The sequence below is a fragment of the Pseudomonas sp. MWU12-2020 genome (assembly GCF_023100605.1).
GTDB lineage: Bacteria > Pseudomonadota > Gammaproteobacteria > Pseudomonadales > Pseudomonadaceae > Aquipseudomonas > Aquipseudomonas fluorescens_H.
On record NZ_JALMEX010000002.1, the window covers coordinates 253,505 to 274,637 of the forward strand.

13 protein-coding genes are annotated in these 21,133 nt (G+C 62.9%); 8 read left to right on the forward strand and 5 right to left on the reverse strand.

Going from position 1 to position 21,133, the window contains the following annotated elements; translation table 11 throughout:
• Nucleotides 1–152 precede the first annotated feature (152 nt).
• Nucleotides 153–1,835 (forward strand): methyl-accepting chemotaxis protein, encoded by a 1,683-nt coding sequence (locus tag M0814_RS05285; RefSeq protein WP_112997790.1) that lies wholly within the window; start codon nt 153–155, stop codon nt 1,833–1,835.
• A 124-nt stretch (nt 1,836–1,959) separates the two neighbouring features.
• Here the strand turns inward: M0814_RS05285 and M0814_RS05290 are convergent, their stop codons facing one another.
• Entirely contained in the window at nt 1,960–2,895 is a 936-nt protein-coding gene (locus M0814_RS05290) for a LysR family transcriptional regulator (protein ID WP_103486568.1), read from the reverse strand.
• Between the two features lie 113 nt (nt 2,896–3,008).
• On the opposite strand from M0814_RS05290, the gene M0814_RS05295 reads away from it, so the two are divergent.
• The 3 genes from M0814_RS05295 to M0814_RS05305 all read left to right on the forward strand — a co-directional run bounded on the left by M0814_RS05295 (nt 3,009) and on the right by M0814_RS05305 (nt 5,113).
• Entirely contained in the window at nt 3,009–3,494 is a 486-nt protein-coding gene (locus tag M0814_RS05295; protein ID WP_045122729.1) for a DMT family transporter, read from the forward strand.
• A gap of 2 nt (nt 3,495–3,496) precedes the next feature.
• The gene (locus M0814_RS05300) at nt 3,497–3,952 is read left to right on the forward strand and encodes a DMT family transporter (protein ID WP_103486567.1); all 456 of its coding nucleotides are present in this window, start codon (nt 3,497–3,499) and stop codon (nt 3,950–3,952) included.
• A gap of 993 nt (nt 3,953–4,945) precedes the next feature.
• Nucleotides 4,946–5,113 carry a metallothionein gene (locus M0814_RS05305; protein ID WP_003223525.1) on the forward strand — a complete coding sequence of 56 codons (168 nt, stop codon included), beginning with the start codon at nt 4,946–4,948 and terminating at the stop codon, nt 5,111–5,113.
• Nucleotides 5,114–5,135: 22 nt separating this feature from the next.
• On the opposite strand, the gene M0814_RS05310 is transcribed toward M0814_RS05305, so the two are convergent.
• Together M0814_RS05310 and M0814_RS05315 are read right to left on the reverse strand one after the other, a co-directional pair.
• Nucleotides 5,136–5,408: a hypothetical protein gene (locus M0814_RS05310; RefSeq protein WP_003223526.1), complete on the reverse strand. Its 273-nt coding sequence runs from the start codon at nt 5,406–5,408 to the stop codon at nt 5,136–5,138.
• 40 nt (nt 5,409–5,448) lie between these two features.
• On the reverse strand, nt 5,449–5,676 hold the full coding sequence (locus M0814_RS05315; protein WP_003223528.1) for a DUF6555 family protein: 228 nt from the start codon (nt 5,674–5,676) through the stop codon (nt 5,449–5,451).
• Nucleotides 5,677–5,822: 146 nt separating this feature from the next.
• Between M0814_RS05315 and M0814_RS05320 the strand changes: the two genes are divergently transcribed.
• From M0814_RS05320 to M0814_RS05330, 3 genes are all read left to right on the forward strand, one after another.
• Nucleotides 5,823–6,590, forward strand: coding sequence for a helix-turn-helix transcriptional regulator (locus M0814_RS05320; protein WP_177434677.1), 768 nt, complete (start codon nt 5,823–5,825; stop codon nt 6,588–6,590).
• Nucleotides 6,591–6,799: 209 nt separating this feature from the next.
• Entirely contained in the window at nt 6,800–6,973 is a 174-nt protein-coding gene (locus M0814_RS05325; protein ID WP_103486135.1) for a DUF1427 family protein, read from the forward strand.
• 31 nt (nt 6,974–7,004) lie between these two features.
• Nucleotides 7,005–7,961: a zinc-binding alcohol dehydrogenase family protein gene (locus tag M0814_RS05330; RefSeq protein ID WP_103486134.1), complete on the forward strand. Its 957-nt coding sequence runs from the start codon at nt 7,005–7,007 to the stop codon at nt 7,959–7,961.
• Nucleotides 7,962–8,083: 122 nt separating this feature from the next.
• Here M0814_RS05330 and M0814_RS05335 read toward each other — a convergent pair whose 3' ends face one another.
• Together M0814_RS05335 and M0814_RS05340 are read right to left on the reverse strand one after the other, a co-directional pair.
• On the reverse strand, nt 8,084–9,106 hold the full coding sequence (locus tag M0814_RS05335; protein ID WP_103486133.1) for a purine nucleoside permease: 1,023 nt from the start codon (nt 9,104–9,106) through the stop codon (nt 8,084–8,086).
• A 15-nt stretch (nt 9,107–9,121) separates the two neighbouring features.
• The gene (locus M0814_RS05340) at nt 9,122–10,087 is read right to left on the reverse strand and encodes a nucleoside-specific channel-forming protein Tsx (protein ID WP_103486132.1); all 966 of its coding nucleotides are present in this window, start codon (nt 10,085–10,087) and stop codon (nt 9,122–9,124) included.
• Nucleotides 10,088–10,540: 453 nt separating this feature from the next.
• Between M0814_RS05340 and M0814_RS05345 the strand changes: the two genes are divergently transcribed.
• Entirely contained in the window at nt 10,541–21,064 is a 10,524-nt protein-coding gene (locus M0814_RS05345) for an autotransporter-associated beta strand repeat-containing protein (RefSeq protein WP_103486130.1), read from the forward strand.
• Nucleotides 21,065–21,133 lie beyond the last annotated feature (69 nt).

The window sequence follows — 21,133 nt, forward strand, 5'->3', positions numbered from 1 at the left end:
GTATCAGAAACATAAATGTTGACTGACACGACGCCTTCGCGAGCAAGCCCGCTCCCACAGGGGAATGCGGTGAATCCCCCGCTCAACTTTTGCTTGCGCGTGCCGTTAACGCCTTTAACCACGCCAATAAAACCAAAAGAGTGAGCCCCCCCATGCGCTTGAGTCTCAAGGCCAAAGTCCTGTCCCTTGCCGTCCTGCCGGTGCTGCTCTTTGCGCTGGTCATCAGCCTGACCACGCTGTTCATTCTCCAGCAACAGGCGCACACCGAAGTCGAACAGACCCGCGAGCGCCTGCTCGCCGACGCCAAGGCCACGCTGCAAAGTTACGTCGCCGTGGCGATGACCACGATCAAGCCGCTGTACGACGCTGCCGCCCCCGGTGACAACGCGGCGCGGGCGCAGGCGATCAAGCTGTTGTCGGGCATCCGCTACGGCAAGGACGGCTACTTCTTCGGCTACGACTCCGAGACCGTGCGCCTGTTCAAGGCCAACGACCCCGAAGGCGTGGGCAAAAGTTTCAAGGACAACCGTGACCCGAACGGCGTCTACGTCAACCTCGGCCTGGTGAAAGTGGCGAAGGACGGCACCCACTATCTGCAATACAGCTCGCCACTGCCGGGCAATGCCAGCGTGCTGGTGCCGAAACTCGGCTACACCGAGTACCTGGCGAAGTGGGACATGGCGGTCGGCACCTCGGTCAACCTCGACGGCATCGAAGCGCAAGTCGCGGTGGTGCAGGCGCAAGTGCAGGAGCGCATGGAGGGGGTGATCCTCAGCATCGTTGGTGTGGCGCTGGTGGTGTTGTTGGTGATTGCCATCGCGGGGATGCTGCTGGCCAACACCATTCTGCGTCCGCTGAACCTGATGAAAGCCAATCTCGACGACATCGCGGCGGGCGAGGGTGATCTGACCCGCCGGCTGAACATCACCAGCCAGGACGAACTCGGCGAACTGGCTGGCTCGTTCAACCGTTTCGTCGACAAGATCCACGGTCTGGTGCGGCAGATCACCGAGATGACCACGCAACTGACCGGCCTGGTGACCCAGGTTTCCGATCAGGCTCAGCGTTCCGATCAGGCGATGGAGCGTCAGCGTCACGAGACCGATCAGGTCGCCACGGCGATCAACGAGATGTCCGCCGCTGCTCAGGAAGTTGCCAAGAGCGCGCAGAACGCCGCGGTTGCCGCGCAGCAGACCGATGAAGAAGGCCAGAGCGCCAAACGCGTGGTGGCTGGCAGCATCAAACAGATTCATGCGCTGGTGGATGACATTCGCAGCAGCGGCGTGTCGCTCGACAGCCTGCAGCAGGACGTGTCGTCGATTGTCGGCGTGCTCGGGGTGATCCGCTCGATTGCCGAGCAGACCAACCTGCTGGCCCTGAACGCGGCGATTGAAGCGGCGCGCGCCGGGGAGGCCGGGCGTGGCTTTGCGGTGGTGGCGGACGAAGTGCGAGCACTGGCCAGCCGCACGCAGATCAGCACCCAGGAAATTCAGGGCATGATCGATCGCCTGCAGGCCGGCACGCAGTCGGCAGTCGAGGCGATGCGCCGTTCCAGTGAAGCGGGCGATGGCACCTCGGCGCAGGCCAATCAGGCCGGGGCGTCGCTGGACGCCATGGCTGACCTGATCGCGACCATCAACTCGATGAACGCGCAGATCGCCAGCGCAGCCGAGGAACAAACCGCGGTGGCCGAAGAGATCAACCGCAGCGTGCATCAGATCGCGGTGGCGGTGGACAGCGTGGCGGATGAGACCCAGTTGGGCGCGCAGACTTCGCGCAGCCTGGCCGAACTTGGCCAGCGATTGGGCAAACTGGTGGGCCAGTTCCGTATTTAAGGTTGCTGCAAAAACTTTGTGGGAGCGGGCTTGCTCGCGAAGGCGTCGTGTCAGATACAGAATCGTTGACTGACACGACGCCTTCGCGAGCAAGCCCGCTCCCACATTGGGTTTTGTGCAAGGCTCATGGTCTGTCCCAGTAGGGCACTTCGCCGAAGCACTCGACGAAGAAATCAATCACCGTCCGCACCTTGACCGACAGCCGCCGACTCCCCGGCCACAGCACCGCGATCTGCTGCGGTTCGAGGCTGTTCGACACCTGATGGTCCCCCAGCACCGGTACCAGCCTGCCTTCGCGCACCGCTTCACCAATCAGCCATGACGGAAACATCACCAACCCGAGGCCTTGCTCGGCCGCTTGGGTGAGGGTGTCGGCGTGGTTGCCGGTGATCGGGCCTTTGACCGAGTAGGGCGTCCAGTCGCCCTGATCCCGCCGGAAAAACCAGCGTTGCTGACCGGTCGCGCCTTTGTAGGCCAGACATTGGTGTTGCGCCAGATCCTCCGGGTGCTGCGGCGTGCCGTGGCGTTCCAGATAAGCCGGGCTGGCCGCGACCTGGAAACGGTGCGGCGCGAGAATCCGCGCCTGCATGCTCGAGTCGTGCATCGGACCGATGCGAAACAGCAGGTCGGCGCCTTCCTGCAACGGATCGACGTAATGGTCGGTCTGCTGGATGTCCAGTTGCAGCTTCGGATAGCGCGCGCACAACTGACCGAGCCACGGCGTCAGATGGCGTTGGCCGAACACCACCGGCGCGTTGATCCGCACCAGCCCGGTGGGTTCGCTTTGCTGTTCCTGCAACGCCTGCTCGGCTTCTTCCAGTTGCACCAGCACCAGCCGCGCATGGTGGCCGAGCATGCGCCCGGCTTCGGTCGGCGTCACGGCGCGGGTGTGGCGGTAGAGCAATTGCTGGTTCAGCGCCTGCTCCATCAACTGGATCTGCCGCGAGATCGAAGAGGGCGCCACGCCCTCGCGCCGGGCGACTTCGGAAAAACTGCCGTGGTCGAGCACCGCCACAAATAGCCTCAGCGCCTTGAAGCCCAGTTCGTTAAGCCCGTGCATTAATCGTCCTGCTGTGCGAGTTGCGCAAAAGTGTTGTCTGGATGCTCCCATTTATCGCACAGCTACGCCAGCCGATAATCCGCGCCATCGTTTACTTGCGTGGGTTTTGAATGATGCAGACGTTGGAAGAAGTGAGTGTGGCGGCGCCGGCGACCCGGCCGGGGTTGCGCCTGTTGTTGCTGCCGCTGGTGATTCTGGCCGGCATGGGCCTGTCGATGGAGGCCGGGTTGCTGGGGCCGTTGGGGGAGCAGGTCGGGCATCTGTGGGCGACTTTGAGCATCTTCGGCGTGGGTTCGGCGATTCTGTTTTTACTGCTGTTGTTCGCCGGCCCGCAGAAAGGCCCGGCGCTGACTGACCTGCCGCGCTGGCAGTTGATCGGCGGACTTCTCGGGCCGATCTATGTGGTGGTGCTGACCCTGGCGACACCGCATATCGGGATTGCGATGACGATGATCGCGATTTTGTCCGGGCAGGTCGGCAAGAGTGTGCTGATCGACCATTTCGGCTGGTTCGGCGCGACGCGCAAGAAGGTCAATGCCGAGCGGTGGCTGGCATTGGGGTTGATTGTGGTGGCATTGGTTCTGATTGCGCGGGGTTGAAGATGAGTCTGGTTATTTTGTTGGCAGTGGTGGTGTTGGCTGGCGCGGTGCTGAGTGTGCAGGCGGCGATCAATGGACGCCTCGGTGAAAGCGTCGGGGTGTTGCGCAGCAGTTTGCTGACGTTTTTCACCGGGGCGGTGATCACCGGGTTGTTGATTGTGTTTTTTGAGCCGGCCCATGCGGTGAGTTTGCTCGATGTGCCGAAGTGGCAGGTCTGCGGGGCGCTGTTTGGGGTGGTTTACATGATGGTCATGGTCGGTGCGGTGCCTGTTGTCGGGACGGCGGTGGCGACTGTTGCGGTGATTGTTGGTCAACTTGGGATGGGGATGTTGATCGACAATTTTGGCTGGTTGGGGAATCCGGCGATCGAGCTTTCGTCTTCTCGGGTGTTGGCGATGGTTTGTCTGGGGTTGGCTTTGGTCTTTATGTATCGGAGTAGTGTTCGTCGTTCTGATTGAGTTTTGGGTGTATATCCGTTTCTGCGGGGGTTGCTGATTAGGGTTCCGCCCTTACGGCGGGTCACTTTTTCCAGACGCCGAAAAAGTAACCAAAAAGGCTTTACCCTGACGTTCGGCCCTCGCTTAGGCTCGGGTTCCTTCGCTGCGGGATTCATCCGGGGGGCAGCGCCTACGGTTTGCTTCGCTGCACCTCCTCTCGCTGTGTTTGGCTGCGCCAAACGGTCGCTGCGCTCCCACCCCCGGATAAATCCCTCCACTCAGCCTGCCGACGGGCCCTGAGATCAAAAGCTTTACTCGAGCTAACGCTCATTGTGTTGAGTGGGGCGGCTTCGCCGCATGCGGGGCACGCTCTCTGAACTGTAGGAGCCAGCCTGCTGGCGATGGCGGCCTGACAGCCGACCAATTTCTTGCGGATGCACCCGGCCCCACTGTGGGAGCGGGCTTGCTCGCGAAGGCGGCCTGTCAGCCGACCAAACTCCAAATGAAAACACCCAATCCCATGTAGGAACTGCCGAAGGCTGTGATTTTTTGATCTGCTTTGGCTTTGGCTTTGGCTTTGGCTTTGGCTTTGGCTTTGGCTTTGGCTTTTGATCTTCAGCCCCTTCGGCAGGCCGAGCGTAGGTGTTCATCCGGGGGTTAGGCGCGCAGCGCCATGCGGCGAAGCCGCATCCATCGAGAGGAGGTGCAGCGAAGCAAACCGGAGGCGATGCCCCCGGATGGACACCGTAGCGAGGGAACACTGAGCCTAAGCGAAGTGCCGTACGCCGGGGCAAAGCCTTTTGGGTTACCTTTTCGGCGTTTGGAAAAGGTGACTCGCTGTAAGAGCGAAACCGCCAGCGGCAGCACCCGAAAAAACGGATATACACCCAAAAACCAAGTATCCAAATCGCACCCAGGCAAAATCAAAAGATCGCAGCCTGCGGCAGCTCCTACACTGGTATTTACGGCTTATCCCAAAAGCCCAGACAACCACCAAAAAAGGAGTCTGCCCCCATGCCCGATAGAAAATGCGACTGCCCCAACTGCAAATGCACCATCAAAGAAGGCGACCACTCTTACGCCGTACACGGCAAACACTATTGCTGCGAGGCCTGCGCGCACCACCACAAGGGCGGTGAAGAGTGTTCAAGCAAGGGCTGCCATTGCGCCCACCCCAAATAATCGCGCGCAAAAAAAGTGGAGCCTAATCAGGCTCCACTTGCAGTTTCAGGCTTTCATCATCCAGCCGTTCGGTACGGCGTACCGTGCCTTGCAGTCGTCGACCGTCGACCCTGACCACCACGGTTTTCGCCTGGTCGAGATCTTCCGGTAACGGCGCCGGCACGCGCAGGGCGAAGCTATACGGATCGTCTTCGACAGCCTCAAGACCCACCTGACAGTCCACGCTTTTGGTAATACGACCGAACAGAGTGTCCAGACCGTAATCCAGATGCGCCGGGCTGAAGATGCTGGTCATTGTGTACGCCCCCAAAGAGTCCCCATTGCCTGGCGAGAGTCTAGCTCGCCGGTCGCCATGTGACGTTTTCCACGCCGAATTTCTCCGCCATCGGTTTGCTGGTCTTTTGCACTTTTTCCCGGCCGAAGCGCGGGATGCGACCCACGCCGGCGTCGCAGCTTGCCCAGTGCCACGCCTCGGCGTTGTCCATTTTGTCCGAACGGATAATGAACGACTTGGGCGTGCCGTGAAGGGTGTAGTCGATGACAAACAGTTTTGCGTTGTTCATAAAGCCCGTAATCCTCCCTGTGGTATTAGAAGGATCACCGCGCACCGGGAAAATTCACTCGGATTGTCCGACGGTATCTATCGTTGGCGACGCATGGGCGCAGTGGTTAACATGGCCGCTCCGCCAACCCCCAATGATTGCTCGCCATGGCCCTCGCCGCCCCCCCTGATTTGAGTGATACCGATGTACCGGTGCAGCCGCTGGCGCGCACGTATCCGCGTGGCTTGTTCATCGAGCCGCACGAGCATGTCTGGGGGCAGTTGCTGTATGCGATGAGCGGGGTGATGTGGGTCGAGACGCCGCATGAGGCGCTGGTGGTGCCGCCGCAGCGGGCGGTGTGGTTGCCGCCCGGGGTGCCGCATGGGATTCGTGTGGTGTCGGACTTGCAGATGCGCAACATTTACCTGCGACCGGTGCTGGCGGCGACACTGGATTCGACCGTGCAGGTGATCGAGGTTGGTGGGCTATTGCGTGAGTTGATCGTCGGGCTGGTGGAGCAGGGCGACAGCGGCGAGCCGGCCTATTACGAGGCCTTGGTCGGGCTGGCGCTACTGGAACTCAAGCGCGCCCGGCGCTCGCAACTGAAGATCCCGCTGCCGGACGATTCCGACCGGCGTCTGATGAACCTGTGCCAAGCGGTGATGGCCGCACCGTCGCTGGACATTCCTTTCGAACAGCATGCGGAAAATGCCGGGGCGAGTGTGCGCACGCTGGCGCGGTTGTTCAAGGACAGCCTGGGCATGGGCTTCGCCGAATGGCGGCGGCAGGTGCAACTGGCGACGGCGGTGGCCGAGTTGATTCAGGGCGTGCCAGTGAGTGCGATTGCTCGGGAGCTGGGGTATTCGCCAAGCAGTTTCAGTGACATGTTCCGGCGCGAGCTGGGTGTGGCGCCTTCGCAATTCCCCACCACCTGAGTGCAACTCTTGTGGGAGCGGGCTTGCTCGCGAAAGCGGTATGTCTGTGAAGAATAAGAGACTGACCCGCCGCCTTCGCGAGCAAGCCCGCTCCCACAGGGGACAGCAGTGAATTCACGGATTTGGCCGAAATTCAGAAGTCCTTGGCCGACGCCTCTGTCCATCCTTCCCTAGACTCTGCCCATTGTCTTTTCGCGGCGGAGTTTCCCATGAACTACCTGATTTCGCTGGCCATCGGTCTGGGTGTCGGCCTGCTCTATGGCGCGCTGAATTTCCGTTCCCCGGCGCCACCGGCCATTGCGCTGGTGGGGCTGTTGGGCATGCTCGCGGGTGAGCAGCTGTGGCCGATGGGCCGGCAACTGGTCGCCGGTTGGTTGTCCTGAACTGTCCTTTTTTCCTTTGGTGGATGTCCTCATGAAAGCACTGCAATTCGATAAAACCGGCGACCTGTCTTCCTTGCGTTTCGTTGACGTGCCGACCCCGGTGCCTGGCGCTGATGAAGTGCTGGTCGAGATCAAGGCCGCCGGCCTGAACCCCAGCGATGTGAAGAACGTGCTCGGGCGTTTTCCGTACACCACATTGCCGCGGATTCCCGGTCGTGATTTTGCAGGCGTAGTGGTGCAAGGGCCGCAAGCGTTGATCGGTAAAGAGGTCTGGGGCACCGGGCGCGACCTGGGCTTTTTTGCCGATGGCTCCCATGCGCAGTTCGTCAAACTGCCGGCCACTGGAGTGGCAGCCAAACCGGCGCATCTGAGTTTCGCCCAGGCTGCCAGCCTCGGCGTGCCGTACACCACGGCGTGGGATGCGCTGGAGCGCAGCCTGGTGACTGGCGAAACACGTTTGCTGGTGATCGGCGGCGGTGCGGTGGCCACGGCGGCGTTGGCGCTGGCCAAAGTGCGGGGGGCGCAGATTCTGGCGGCCGCGCGGCGGCCGGAGCAGGTCAAGGAGTTGCAGGCGCAGGGTTATTCGACGATTCAGCTGGATAAACCCGAAGACCTCGGCGCGCAGGTCAACGCGGTATACAGCGGCGGCGCCGACGTGATCTTCGATACCACCGGTTTCTGGCTGCCGGCCTCGGTAGCGGCATTGGCACCGTTCGGGCGCATTGCGATCATTGCCGCACCGATCGACGGCCATGTGCAATTGCCAGCGCTGGCGCTGTACCGCAAGGGTGGTTCGGTGGTCGGGATCAACTCGCTGCTGTACAGCGTGCAAGCCTGTGCGGCGATGCTCGAGCAGTTCGGACGCTTCTTCGATGAGGATCGGCTGCCGTTGCCACAAGGCCTGGTGGAGGTGCCGCTGGCGGAGGGGTTGCAGCGCTATGCGGAGGTGAATCAGGGCGGTGGCGACAAGATTATCCTTATCCCCTGACTCAGCCACAAACCCTGTAGGAGTGAGCCTGCTCGCGATAGCGTCAATTCAGTCGACAAATTCGGCGGCTGAATAACCGCCATCGCGAGCAGGCTCACTCCTACAATTGATTGGCGCAGGTTTCAGGATTGCGGGACGCCGTTTTCCCACGCCGACCAGTTTTTCAGGATGTCCTGCACCAGCGGATTGCCGGCGCGATAGAGGTTTTCCAGCGCCGGCACGAAGCCTCCCTGATCGGCGTATTTCAGCAGGTTGTCCACCTCACTGCCGCCCGGAGCCGGGCGATCAAAGTCGGAGCCGGCGCGTATCACGGCCAGACGCTGCACATCCACCAGACCTTCACGACTGGCGCGTAACAAGGCCTCGTAGGTCGAGTTGTCTTCCTGTTGCGTGGTGCAGTACTCGCCCTTGTTGTCGGTCAGCAATTTGGTCCAGACCTCGGCGCGTTCGCTCAGGCGTGTACCGGAGAACCAGGTGTTGCCCGCCAGCGTGTCGCAGCGCGTAACGACCGGCGGCTGGTTGGCCGGGGCGGACGGGTATTTCAGACGCCAGGCCGCTGATTCCTTGCTTTCGCTCAGCTCGACCTTGTGGCTCAGGGCGAAGGCTTTGGCCTGCAGTGTCGGGTTGAGCTCGAAGACTTCGGTCTTGTAGTCCAACGGCGGTTTTTCGTTCGGGCCTTTGGTGTTGATGCCGAGGTAACCGGTCGGCCAGCTCGACGGCGCATCGCGCGAATCCAGCTCCCATTGCGTACCGAATTCCACCAGATAATGCGCCCATGCCGCGGTGCCGATGGTCCCGTGCTTCGGGCTGATCCCGGCGATACCCGCGATCAGGAAGTAGCTTTTGCGTAGATCGAATTTCGGCGACAGCGCCAGGGCCAGGGTCGAAGCCGCGGCGTTGGTCTGGCCCATGCCGGTGGTCAGCAGGCACACCTGCTGGCTGTTGCAGCGAATGCTCGGGTACTCGGCGGACAGCCCCGGCACGCGGATTTCCTGTTTCAGGTTGAGGCGCTCGATCCAGTTCTGCGCCTCGGGGGCGAACATGGTGATCAGCACCACTTTCGGCTGGATCGGCGCTTCAGCCGCCCAAGTAGTGGAAGAGAGCAGGGCCACAGCGGCCAGGGTCAGACGCGTCATTGCTTGCATGAAAATCTCCTTGATTCAGAACTGGTAGCCAATGCCGGCGTAGTAACCCCAACCGTTGGAGCGCGCGCGGAAATTGCCGTCGCCGAAGTTCAGCTCGCTGCCGTCTTCCCAGTTGCCGCCGTTGTGGAAATAACGGCCGACCAGGGTGAAGCGCAAGTGGGTGAATGAGTACAGCAACACGTTGGTCGCCACTGTGGCGTTGGCGGTGCGCGCCGGGTTGTCCTTGTGGATGTCGGAGCCGAAATCGAAATTGGTGAAGCCGATGTAGGTCAGCGACGCGCCGTTGCTGAATTTGTCGATCGGCACGATGTACTTGAGCTGGGCGCGGTAACCGTCCCACGAATATTCATTGCTCGCACCGTAGTTTTCCCACTGGTAGCGCCCGTACAGGTTGGCCGACAGGTTGACCCGCGAATGGGTGTCGATGTCGATGTCGGTGCCGAAGCCGCTGTACAGCGTGTTGGCGCGGTTCTCCTTGCGGCTGCCGTGATCGTAGATCCAGTCGAACGCCACGTACCATTCCTTGAACGGGCCGATGGCCAGGCTGCGGCCGGCGAGGTAGTCGATGGAGATGCGCGGCTCATGCTCCATGAACACTGGCGAGCCGTGATCCCACACACCTTTGTCGTGGCTGTTGCCGATGTTGAAGATCTTCGGAATGTCTATGTAGCCGTACAGCTCGAACGGCCCCTTGCGCCCGAAGTACTCGTATTCCAGATAGATATCGTCGGCCGGTTGCGGCCCGAAGCTGATGTCCTTGCTGCCGATCAGCGTCAGGTCCTGGTTGTACCAGTCCGACAGGTAAGCTCCTTTTTTCGGCGGGGCAGCTTCCGGGCTGAGGGCCTCGCCCTGAGCGGACTCTTCGGGCAGGACCGGTTGCGCCAGTGCGGTATGGCTGAGAACTCCGGTAACGCCGGTCAGTAGCAGGGAAACAGCGAACGTGCGCGCAAATGGGGCGCGGAGAAGGGAAGCGGCGTGCATTCAAAGTCCTTTTTTGCGGATCGAGGCCCGGTTTCTGCGGGTCTGTACGTTTTTGTTACGAAAAAGCCGTTACAGGCAGGTCGCAAACGTTTGCACAAGGCGTACCAGTTTTCCAGATGTCCCCATTTCCCCTTGTGGGAGCGGGCTTGCTCGCGAAAGCGGTGTGTCAGTTGAAACAGCGCTGTCTGACACGACGCCTTCGCGAGCAAGCCCGCTCCCACAGGGGCAGTCAGCTGCCGTCGAATCCAGTGTTTACTGGCCGAAACCCTCGTTCTAGACGGCCCTAGTATTAAAGTATTAACACCATTTAATCAGTGCCCCATCGCGGGGCGTCTACTAGCTTGTCAGCCAAGACGCGGTTTTGTGATGACCGTCGCAGTCTTGATTCGCGTGTGGAATAAGCACGTTTCCCACGCCTTCAAGGAAGAATTTGGCCACGACAAGGAGTAGCCCGTGGAAGCAAGGTTTGGTGTCGCCCTCGTTTCGCGTTTTTCCCCACTTTCCCTTGCTGTGCACCTGAGCGTCGCCGGACTGTTGTTCGGCGGCGTCAGTGCACCTGCACTGGCCACCTGCTCCACGGCCGGTTCCACGGTGACCTGTACCGGGGTGCCGACGCTGCCGCTGTTTCTCAACAATTTCGCCAGTGCCACCAACGGTCTGACGGTCAATGTCAACTCGGGGGCGGCAATGAATGCGACCCTCGGCGGCCATGTGATGGACCTGACCGGCGTCAACATCACTCTGAACAACTCCGGCACCATTGACCCTGCCTTTATCGGGCTTGTGTCGGTCTTGAGCGGCGGTGCGTTCATTGGCACCGGTGCGACCAGTACGGTCAGTGTGCTCAACAACGCCAGCGGGATCATTCGAGGCACTGGCATGTTGCTCGGGCTCAACCTGACCAGCATCGATGGTCTGGGGATTGCGGTGAACAACGCCGCGGCTGGCACAACCACCATCACCAACAACGGCACCATCACCTCGACCGGTCTCTCGGTCGGCGGCATCACCCTGGCGGATACTCCGGTGGTCGGCGTCTACGGCGGCTCGCAGGTCAACATGACCAACAGCAGCACCGGCACCATTACTGGCCGCGTCGCCTTCGAAACCTCGGCGGCGGGTAACACGTTCACCAACGCCGGCGCGATCACCGGTGGCGTGTCGATGGGCGCGGCCAGCACCAACACCTTTACGGCGGTGACGGGTTCTTCGGTGCAGGTCGGTGACGGTGTACAGATCAGCGTCGGTCTCGGCGGGCTGATCGGCATCAACCTGACCTTCGCCCCGACCGGTACTGTCGACGGCGGCGCTGGCGGCACCAACAGTCTGATTCTGCAGAACCCGCTTGGCGTCGGCGGCGGCACCACCGGGGTCGGCACGGCGTCGAGCGCCACCTACGTCAACTTCAACAACCTGACCATCAACAGCGGCACCTGGACCTTGCAGGGGCCACTGGTCAGCGGTGCGACCACGCTCAATGGCGGTGTCGCCCAGTTCAACAACAACGCCACGTTCGGCAGCGGGGTGCTCACCTCCAACGGCGGGATCCTGCAGGCCAGCAATGCCGGGTTGAACATCAGCAATCTGATCTCCCTCGGCGCCGGTGGCGTAACCGTGCAGGGCACCAACGCCACGACCCTGAGTGGGGTGATTTCCGGCAGTGGCGGCCTGACCAAGGTCGGTTCCGGACAACTGAGCCTCAGTGCTGCCAACACCTACCTGGGCAACACTACGCTCAACGGCGGCACCGTGCAGTTGGGCAACAATCTGGCGCTGAGCACCGGTACCCTTAACGTCACCGGCGCGACAACCTTGAGCGCACCCGGCACGATCAATCTGAGCAACGCCATCAGCCTCGGCAGCACATTGACGGCCGGCGGCACCGGCGCACTGACGCTCGGTGGCCTGATCACCGGCAGCAGCGGCTTGACCAAGACTGGCAGCGGCAGCCTGACCCTCAGCGGTGCCAACAGCGGTTACACCGGCACCACCACCCTGAGCGCCGGCAGCTTGCTGGTGACCAACAACAACTCACTCGGCAGCGGCGCGCTGAACACCGCCGCCGGCACCAGCCTCGACAGCACTGCCAACGTCACGCTGGCCAACAACATCGGCATGACCGGCGCGCTCAACGTGCTCGGCAGCAACGCCCTGACCCTGGGCGGCGTGTTGTCCGGCACTGGCGGCATCACCAAGTCTGGCACCGCGAGCCTGACCCTGACCGGTAACAACACCAACAGCGGCAGTACGGCGCTTAACGCCGGTAGCCTGTTCGTTGGCAGCAACACCGCGCTGGGGACCGGTGCGCTGAGCGCGGCGGCCGGCACCACGCTGGATGCGACCACCGCGGTGACCCTGGCCAACGCCGTCGCGCTGGCGGGAGGAGTGACCATCGGCGGCACCCAGGCACTGGGCCTGAGCGGCGTCGTCAGCGGCACCGGCAACCTGATCAAGAACGGCACCGCGAACCTGAGTCTCAGCGGCAACAACACCTTCTCCGGTGGTACCGCGCTCAACGCCGGTACGCTGATTGTCGGCAGCAACACCGCGCTAGGCACTGGCGCATTGACCACGGCGGCAGGCACCACCCTCGACAGCAGCACTGCCGTAGCGCTGACCAACGCGGTCAGTCTCGGTGGCAACCTGAACATCGGCGGCAGCGCCAACCTGACCTTGGGCGGTATTGTCAGCGGCAGCGGCGGACTGACCAAAAACGGCGCAGCCAACCTGATTCTCAATGGCGCCAATACCTTCCTCGGTCCCATCGCGTTGAACGCCGGCACCCTCACGGCGGGCGCCAATGCGGCGCTCGGCAGCGGCGACATCACCGTCGGCGGCGTGGCGACGCTCGACAGCAATGCGGCGGTAACGCTGAACAACAACGTCATTCTCAACAACAGCCTGGGGATTGGCGGCAGCAACGCGCTGACCCTCGGCGGCGTGATCAGCGGTACCAGCCAACTGGTGAAAAACGGCACCGCCAATCTCACGCTCAACGGCAGTAACACCTACAGCGGCGGTACCACGCTCAATGCCGGCAGCCTGACCGTCGGCAACGGCGCTGCGCTGGGCTCGGGCGCCCTGACCGTGGCCGGGGCAGGAACACTCAACAGCAGCTCGGCGGTAACGCTGAACAATGCGATCACTCTCAATGCCAACCTCACCACTGGCGGCGCCAACGCGCTGACCCTCGGCGGGGTGATCAGCGGCGTCAACGGATTGATCAAGACCGGTGCGTCGAGCCTGACCCTCAACGGCAACAACACCTACACCGGCACCACCGCGCTGACGGCCGGTTCGTTGATCGTCGGCTCCAATACCGCACTGGGCACTGGCGCGCTGAATGCGTCGAACGGCACCACGCTGGATGCCGGCACGGCGGCGACCCTGGCGAACAATATCAACCTCGGCGGTAATCTGACCTTGGGCGGGAGCAATGCGCTGACCCTTGGCGGCGTTGTTGCCGGCATCGGTGGTCTGGTCAAGAACGGCGCCGCCGACCTGACCCTCAATGGCGCCAACACCTATTTTGGCAACACCGCATTGAACACCGGCAAGTTGATTGTCGGCAGTAACACTGCGCTGGGCGCCGGTACGCTGAACGCGGCGGCCAACACCACGCTGGACGCCAACACCGCGGTCAGCCTGAACAACGCGGTGGCGCTGGCCGGTGCCTTGAACATCGGCGGCACGGCAGATCTGACCCTGACCGGTCTGGTCAGCGGCGCCGGCAGCCTGGTGAAAAACGGCACGGCCAATCTGATTCTCAATGCGGCCAACAGTTACGGCGGCGGCACCACTCTGAATGCCGGCACCGTGACCGTCGGCAACAGTTCGGCACTCGGTAGTGGCGCCGTGACGGTGGCTGGCGCGGCGACGCTGGATAGCAACTCGCCGCTGGTCAACCTCACCAACGGCATCGGCCTCACTGCTGCGCTGACCATCGGCGGTACGCAGAACCTGAGCCTCAGCGGTGTCACCAGCGGCAGCGGTCAGTTGATCAAGAACGGCGCGGCCAACCTGACGCTCAACGGCAACAACACTTTCAGCGGCGGCACCACCCTCAACGCCGGTACCCTGACCCTCGGCAATGCCAACGGTCTGGGCAGCGGCGGCTTGACCGTCGGCGGCGCGGCGACCCTGGATAACAGCGCCTCGTTCGGCATCGGCAATGCGATCACCTTGAACGCCGGGTTGACGGTGGCCGGCAATAACGACCTGGCCCTCAACGGCATCATCGACGGTGCCGGCAGCCTGACCAAAAACGGTTTGTCCGACCTGACGCTGGCCGGCAGCAACACCTTTACCGGCGCCGTGAATATCATCTCCGGCAGCGTTACCACGCTGAACAGCGCTGCACTGGGCAATACCTCCGGCGTGAACATCAGCGCCGGCGCCGGTCTCAATCTGGGCAGCGATGCCAGCCTGGCCGGGTTGTCCGGCAGCGGCAGTGTGCAACTCACCGGCAGCAACACCTTGACCGTGGGCGGGGTCAGCACCAGCAGCACCTTCGACGGTGATCTCAGCGGCAGCGGTGGCCTGACCAAAATCGGCACCGGCACCCTGAACCTCACCGGGATCAGCGGGCTTACCGGCAACACCACGGTCAATGGCGGTGTCCTCAACCTCACAGGATCGCTGAACAGTACACAGCTCAACGTCAACAATACTGGCACCTTGACCGGTACCGGCTCGGCGATCGGCACGGTGAACATCAACAACGGCGGCCATCTGGCGCTGTCGTCGGGCAACACCCTGTCGGCGAGTAATCTGACCCTCGGTGCGGGCAGCAACGTTGATGTGGCGCTGGCGACACCGTCGACCACGTCACTGATGAACGTCGGCGGCAACCTGACTCTCAACGGCAATCTCAATGTCACTGATGCCGGTGGTTTCGGTGTCGGTGTCTATCGCCTGTTCAACTACACCGGTGCCTTGACGGATCTGGGGCTGGACGTCGCCAGCGTGCCGGTCGGTTACGCTCTCGGCGATCTGCTGGTGCAGACCAGTGTGGCCAATCAGATCAACATTCAAGTGTCGGCCCCGAACAGTAACATCCGGTACTGGGATGGCAGCCAGACCATTGCCAACGGCGTGGTCGACGGCGGCACCGGCACGTGGAACGCGGTCGGCACCAACTGGACCGATGCCAACGGCCTGGTCAACCAACTTTGGGCCGGCGACTTCGCGGTGTTCCAGGGCACCGCCGGCACTGTGACCGTGAATGGCACGCAGCTGTTCACTGGCATGCAGTTCCTCACCGACGGCTACAACCTGGTGAACGGCGCGGCGGGACAACTGACCGTCGTCAATGGCAGTGGTGGGACCACGGCGGTGCGGGTCGATCCGGGTGTGACCGCGACCATCGGCGCCAGCATCAACGGCAGTGGCATCCTCAATAAGCTCGACGCCGGTACCCTGGTGCTCAACGGCGCCAACACCTACAGCGGCGGTACGCAACTGGACGGCGGCAAGATCATCGTCGGCAGCAACACCGCGCTGGGCAGCGGCACGCTGACCGCCAACGCTGGCACACAACTCGATAGCAACACAGCGGTCACTTTGGCGAACGCGGCAACGCTCAACGGCAACCTGACCGTGGTCGGCAGCAATGCGCTGACCCTCAACGGGGTGATCGGTGGTACCGGCGGGCTGATCAAAAATGGCGCGGCGAGCCTGACCCTAGGCGGCAACAACGCCTTCCTCGGGCCGGTGGCGTTGAATGCCGGCGCACTGATTCTGGCGTCGAACTCGGCGCTGGGTTCCGGCACGCTGAACGCGGCTGGCGGCACCACGCTGGATGCGAGCACAGCAGTCTCGGTGAACAACGCGGTGAACCTTGCCGGCAACCTCGGCATTGGCGGCAATGCCGATCTGACCCTGGCTGGCACCATCAACGGTGCGGGTAGCCTGACCAAGAACGGCGCGTCGAACCTGACCCTGAGCGGCAACAACAACTTCCTCGGCGGCACTACGCTGACGGCGGGCACCCTGACCGCTGGCAGCAACTCGGCACTCGGCCTGGGCAACCTGACCGTGGCCGGTACCTCCGCGCTGGACAGCAGCGCTGCGCTGAGCCTGGGCAACAACGTGGTGCTCAACGCCAACCTGAGCAACACCGGCAGCAACAACCTGACGCTCGCTGGCGTGGTCAGTGGCGCGGGCGGGCTGATCAAGAACGGCACGTCGAACCTGACGCTCAACGGCATCAACACCTACAGCGGCGGTACTACGCTGAATGCGGGTACGCTGACCCTCGGCACCGGCGCAGCACTGGGTAGCGGTGTGCTGACAGTGGCTGGCGCTTCGAGTCTCGACAGCAGCTCCCCGCTGGTGCTGGCGAACAACATCAACCTCAATGCCAACCTCGGTCTGACCGGCAACAACAACCTGACCCTCGGCGGTGTGATCGCCGGGGCCGGCACCCTGACCAAAAACGGTCTGGCCGATGTGACGCTGTCGGGCAACAACACCTTCAGCGGCACCTTCGATGTGCTGTCCGGCAGCCTGACCACCCTGAGCAACTCGGCGCTGGGCAACAACGCCACGGTCAATCTCGCGGGCGGCGCGGCGCTGAATCTCGGCGCTTCGGGCAGCCTCGCCAGCCTGACCGGCAGCGGTACCGCGTTGATCGGCACCGGCAGCACCCTGAGCCTCGGTGGCAACAACGTCAGCAGCACCTTCGCCGGCATCCTCAGCGGTGATGGCGGGCTGACCAAACTCGGTAGCGGTACCCTGACCCTCAGCGGCATCAGCGACCTGACCGGCGATACCAACGTCAACGCCGGCACCCTGCAGGTCAACGGTTCGCTGGCCAGCGGCAACGTGCTGGTCAACAGCGGCGGCACTCTCGGCGGCAGCGGCACCTTGACCGGTGCCGTAACCGTGGCCGATGGCGGGCATCTGGCAGCTGTCACCGGCAGCACGCTGTCGGTGGATTCGCTGGTGTTCAACGGCAACGCCAACTTCGATGTCGGCCTGGGTGCACCGGTCTCCGGTGGCGGTAATGCGCTGGTGAATGTCGGCGGCAACCTGACCCTCGACGGCACCTTGAATGTCAGCGATATCGGCGGCTTCGGCAGCGGCGTGTATCGCCTGATCAACTACACCGGCGGCCTCACTGACAACGGCATGCTGATCGGCACGGTGCCGGGCAGCGTCACCCCCGGCGATCTGACCCTGCAAACGGCGCTGGCCAACCAGATCAATCTGCTGGTGAGTGCACCGGGCGTCACCGTGCAGTTCTGGGACGGCAATCAACTGATCGCCAACGGCTCGGTCGATGGCGGCAGCGGCACCTGGGGCACCGGTACCACCAACTGGACCGACGTCAACGGCATCACCAATCAGGCCTGGACCAACAACTTCGCGGTGTTCCAGGGAACGGCGGGCACTGTGACCGTCAACGGTGCGCAAACCATCACCGGCATGCAGTTCGTCACCGACGGCTACAGCCTGCAGAACGGCACGGCGGGTTCGCTGAACCTGGTCAACGGTTCGCTGGGCAATGCCTCGGTACGCGTCGATCCGAACGCCACCGCGACCGTCGGCGTCGCGCTCAACGGCAGCGGCACCCTCGGCAAATACGACACCGGTACGCTGGTGCTCAACGCTGCCAACGGCTACACCGGTGGCACCGCGCTCAATGGCGGCAAGATCGTGGTCGGCAACAATGCCGCGCTCGGCAGCGGCGTGTTGACCGCTGCGGACGGTACCGCACTGGACAGCAACGCCGCGGTCAGCTTGGCCAACAACGTGGTACTCAACGGTGGCCTGACCGTAGCCGGCAGCAACGCCTTGACCCTCGGCGGTGTAGTCAGCGGCAGCGGCAGTCTGATCAAGACCGGGGCGTCGAGCCTGACGCTCAACGGCAGTAACACCTACAGCGGCGGCACTCAACTCGCAGGCGGCACGCTGGTGCTGGGCAACAACAGCGCAATCAGTAGCGGTGCACTCAACGTGACCGGCAACGGCAGCCTCGACAGCACTTCGGCGCTGCAACTGGCCAACGCGATCAATCTGGGCTCGCAACTGACCCTGGCCGGTAACCAGAACACCACACTGCTTGGCGCCGTCACCGGCACAGGCAGCCTGGTGAAAAACGGCAGCGGTGATCTTGTGCTGAGTGGCGCCAATACCTACAGCGGCGGGACCACGCTGACCGGTGGCACGACCACTGGCGACACCAGCAGCCTGCAAGGCGCGATCGTCAACAACGCGGCGCTGACCTTCGCGCAGAACGCCGACGGCAGCTATACCGGCAACCTCACTGGCGCCGGCACCCTGAACAAAACCGGCACCGGCCAATTGCTCCTGACCGGCAATAACACCTTCACCGGCAACACCTCGGTGCAGGCTGGCAACCTGATCGTCAACGGCGTGCTCAACAGTGCCAACGTCAGCGTTGCCAGCGGCGCGAAAGTCGGCGGCAGCGGGCAACTGGGCGGCAACGTGCAACTGGCCAACGGTGCGACGCTGAGCGGTGGCGGCAGTGCCACACCGTTGTCGGTCGGTTCGCTGGCGTTGTCCTCGGGCACCAACCTGGACTTCAGTCTCGGCTCGGCCACCAGCTCAACCACCGTGGTCAACGTCGCCGGCAACCTGACCCTCGACGGCACGCTGAATATCAGCAACGCCGGCGGCTTTGGTACCGGGGTCTATCAACTGTTCCGCTACGGCGGCAGCCTGACCGACAACGGTCTGGTTTACGGCAGCCTGCCGGTATCGGCGGCCAACCTGACGCTGCAAACCGCCATCGCCAATCAGGTCAACCTGCTGGTGCAGGGCACACCGGGCGAAGTGCAGTTCTGGAACGGCGGCACCACCAATCCTGACGGCAGCATTGGTGGCGGTAGCGGCGTGTGGGGACCGGGCACCAACTGGACCGATCCGAGCGGTACTCAGGCCCAGGCTTCAAATGGTCAGTTTGCCGTGTTCAGCGGCCAGGCCGGTACCGTCACCGTGCAGGGCAATCAAAACTTCACTGGCCTGCAGTTCCTCACCAGCGGCTACAGTCTGGTTCCGGGGGCTGGCGGTACGCTGACGCCGGTCAACGGTGCCGACGGCAGTCTGGCGCCGGTGCGGGTCAATGCCGGGGCCAGTGCGGAAATTTCCGTACCGCTGGTAGGCACGGGGGGGATCGAGAAACTTGACTCCGGCACATTGGTGCTCAGTGGCGCCAACACTTACAGCGGGGGTACCACCGTCAGCGGCGGTACGCTGATCGGCAACACCACCAGCCTGCAAGGCAACATCACTGACAACGCTACATTGGTGTTCCAGCAAAACACCGATGGCCAGTTCAACGGTGTGCTCAGCGGTACCGGCGCGCTGTTCAAACGCGGCGTGAGTCGCCTGTTGATGGTCGGCAACCAACCGTTCAGCGGTACGGTTTCCGTCGATCAAGGCGTGTTGCAAGTCGGCAGCCGTGCGGCCCGGGCTTCGTTGGGTGCACAAGTCACGGTCGCCAACGGCGCAGGCCTGAGCGGTAATGGCAGCGTCGGCTCAGTGGTCAACCACGGTGTGGTGGCTTCCGGTGGCGCTGACGGCACCTTGAGCGTGGCCGGCAACCTGACCAACAGCAGTGATGGTGTACTGGCGCTGACCGTCAGCTCGCCAACCGCCACACCGCTCGCGGTGGGTGGTACGGCGGCATTGGGCGGTGGGCTGGTGGTCAACAGCCTGGCGCCGTTCACCGGCAACACCACTTACTCGCTGATCACTGCGGGCGGTGGAGTGACCGGCACCTTCAGTGCCGCCGATCTGCCGCAGTACGCGTTCCTCGACAGCTCGCTGGTCTACGGTGCCGACTCGGTCACCCTGGCCGTGAGCCGCAACGGCAACTCGTTCGCCGATGTCGCTGCCACGGGCAACCAGCGCGGCACCGCCACGGCACTGTCCAATAACGGAGCGGCCGGCGCGGCGTTGCAGAACCAGATCGTCAACCTCAGCGTGGCCGGTGCGCGCAATGCGTTCGACAGCCTGTCGGGTGAAATCCACGCCAGCACCGCCAGCGCCATGCTGGAGGATTCGCGCTTCATCCGCGAGGCGGTCAATGACCGCATGCGCCAGCCGTCTTGCAGCGCCGCGGATGATCCACGCAAAACCCTGGCACCGAGCGACACACAACTGAGCAGCAACGGCTGCCACGGTGAAATGGTCGGTTGGATCCGGGCTATCGGTGCCTGGGGCGACATGGGCGGCGACAGCAACACGGCGAAAGTCGATCGCAACCTCGGCGGTTTCATGCTCGGCACCGACAAGGCCCTGGATGACACCTGGCGTGCCGGGATGGCGGCCGGCTACACCCGCAGCAACCTCAATGCGCACGATCGCAACTCGGATGCCAAGGTCGACAGCTACCACTTGGCCGGTTATCTGAACTCGCAATTCGATGCACTGGCGGTGCGCCTCGGCGCGGCTTACAGCTGGCACAGCATCGAAACCAAACGCGATGTCAGCGTCGGTACTTACAACGATCGCCTGAAGGCCGATTACGACGCACGCAGTGCGCAGGTGTTCGGTGAAGTGGGTTACGCGATCAACGCGGCAGGCGTTGCCATCGAACCGTTCGCAGGGCTGGCCTACGTCAACTACGACAGCGACACCGGCAAGGAAAAAGGTGGAGTGGGGCGCCTGAAGGCCGACGCCGATCAGGACATCACCTACTCGACCCTCGGGGTACGCGTCGGCAAGTTGGTGACCCTGGCCAACGGCAGCCAACTGACGCCACGTGCGGCCATCGGCTGGCGACATGCCTACGGCGACACCAAACCTGACGCCGACCTGACCTTCATCGACGGCGGCGCCTCGTTCAGCACCCAGGGCGTGCCGATTGCCAAGGACAGCGCATTGCTCGAAGCCGGCATCGACTTCCAGGTCACCCCGACCGGCAAGCTGGGCATCGGCTACTCGGGCCAGGTGTCGAGCGACAACAACGACAGCGCGTTCAACATCAGCTTCAGTCAAAGCTTCTGAATCATGGTCGAAGTACTTTAGCCGCCCGAAAGGGCGGTTTTTTTTGGTCCGGACAGAATGTTCGGTCGT

Coding starts and splice junctions, on each gene's coding strand:
- M0814_RS05290 (WP_103486568.1), bottom strand. CDS start 2,895: ATGCACGGGCTTAACGAACTGGGCTTCAAGGCGCTGAGGCTATTTGTG.
- M0814_RS05300 (WP_103486567.1), top strand. CDS start 3,497: ATGAGTCTGGTTATTTTGTTGGCAGTGGTGGTGTTGGCTGGCGCGGTG.
- M0814_RS05310 (WP_003223526.1), bottom strand. CDS start 5,408: ATGACCAGCATCTTCAGCCCGGCGCATCTGGATTACGGTCTGGACACT.
- M0814_RS05315 (WP_003223528.1), bottom strand. CDS start 5,676: ATGAACAACGCAAAACTGTTTGTCATCGACTACACCCTTCACGGCACG.
- M0814_RS05295 (WP_045122729.1), top strand. CDS start 3,009: ATGCAGACGTTGGAAGAAGTGAGTGTGGCGGCGCCGGCGACCCGGCCG.
- M0814_RS05320 (WP_177434677.1), top strand. CDS start 5,823: ATGGCCCTCGCCGCCCCCCCTGATTTGAGTGATACCGATGTACCGGTG.
- M0814_RS05325 (WP_103486135.1), top strand. CDS start 6,800: ATGAACTACCTGATTTCGCTGGCCATCGGTCTGGGTGTCGGCCTGCTC.
- M0814_RS05330 (WP_103486134.1), top strand. CDS start 7,005: ATGAAAGCACTGCAATTCGATAAAACCGGCGACCTGTCTTCCTTGCGT.
- M0814_RS05305 (WP_003223525.1), top strand. CDS start 4,946: ATGCCCGATAGAAAATGCGACTGCCCCAACTGCAAATGCACCATCAAA.
- M0814_RS05285 (WP_112997790.1), top strand. CDS start 153: ATGCGCTTGAGTCTCAAGGCCAAAGTCCTGTCCCTTGCCGTCCTGCCG.
- M0814_RS05335 (WP_103486133.1), bottom strand. CDS start 9,106: ATGCAAGCAATGACGCGTCTGACCCTGGCCGCTGTGGCCCTGCTCTCT.
- M0814_RS05340 (WP_103486132.1), bottom strand. CDS start 10,087: ATGCACGCCGCTTCCCTTCTCCGCGCCCCATTTGCGCGCACGTTCGCT.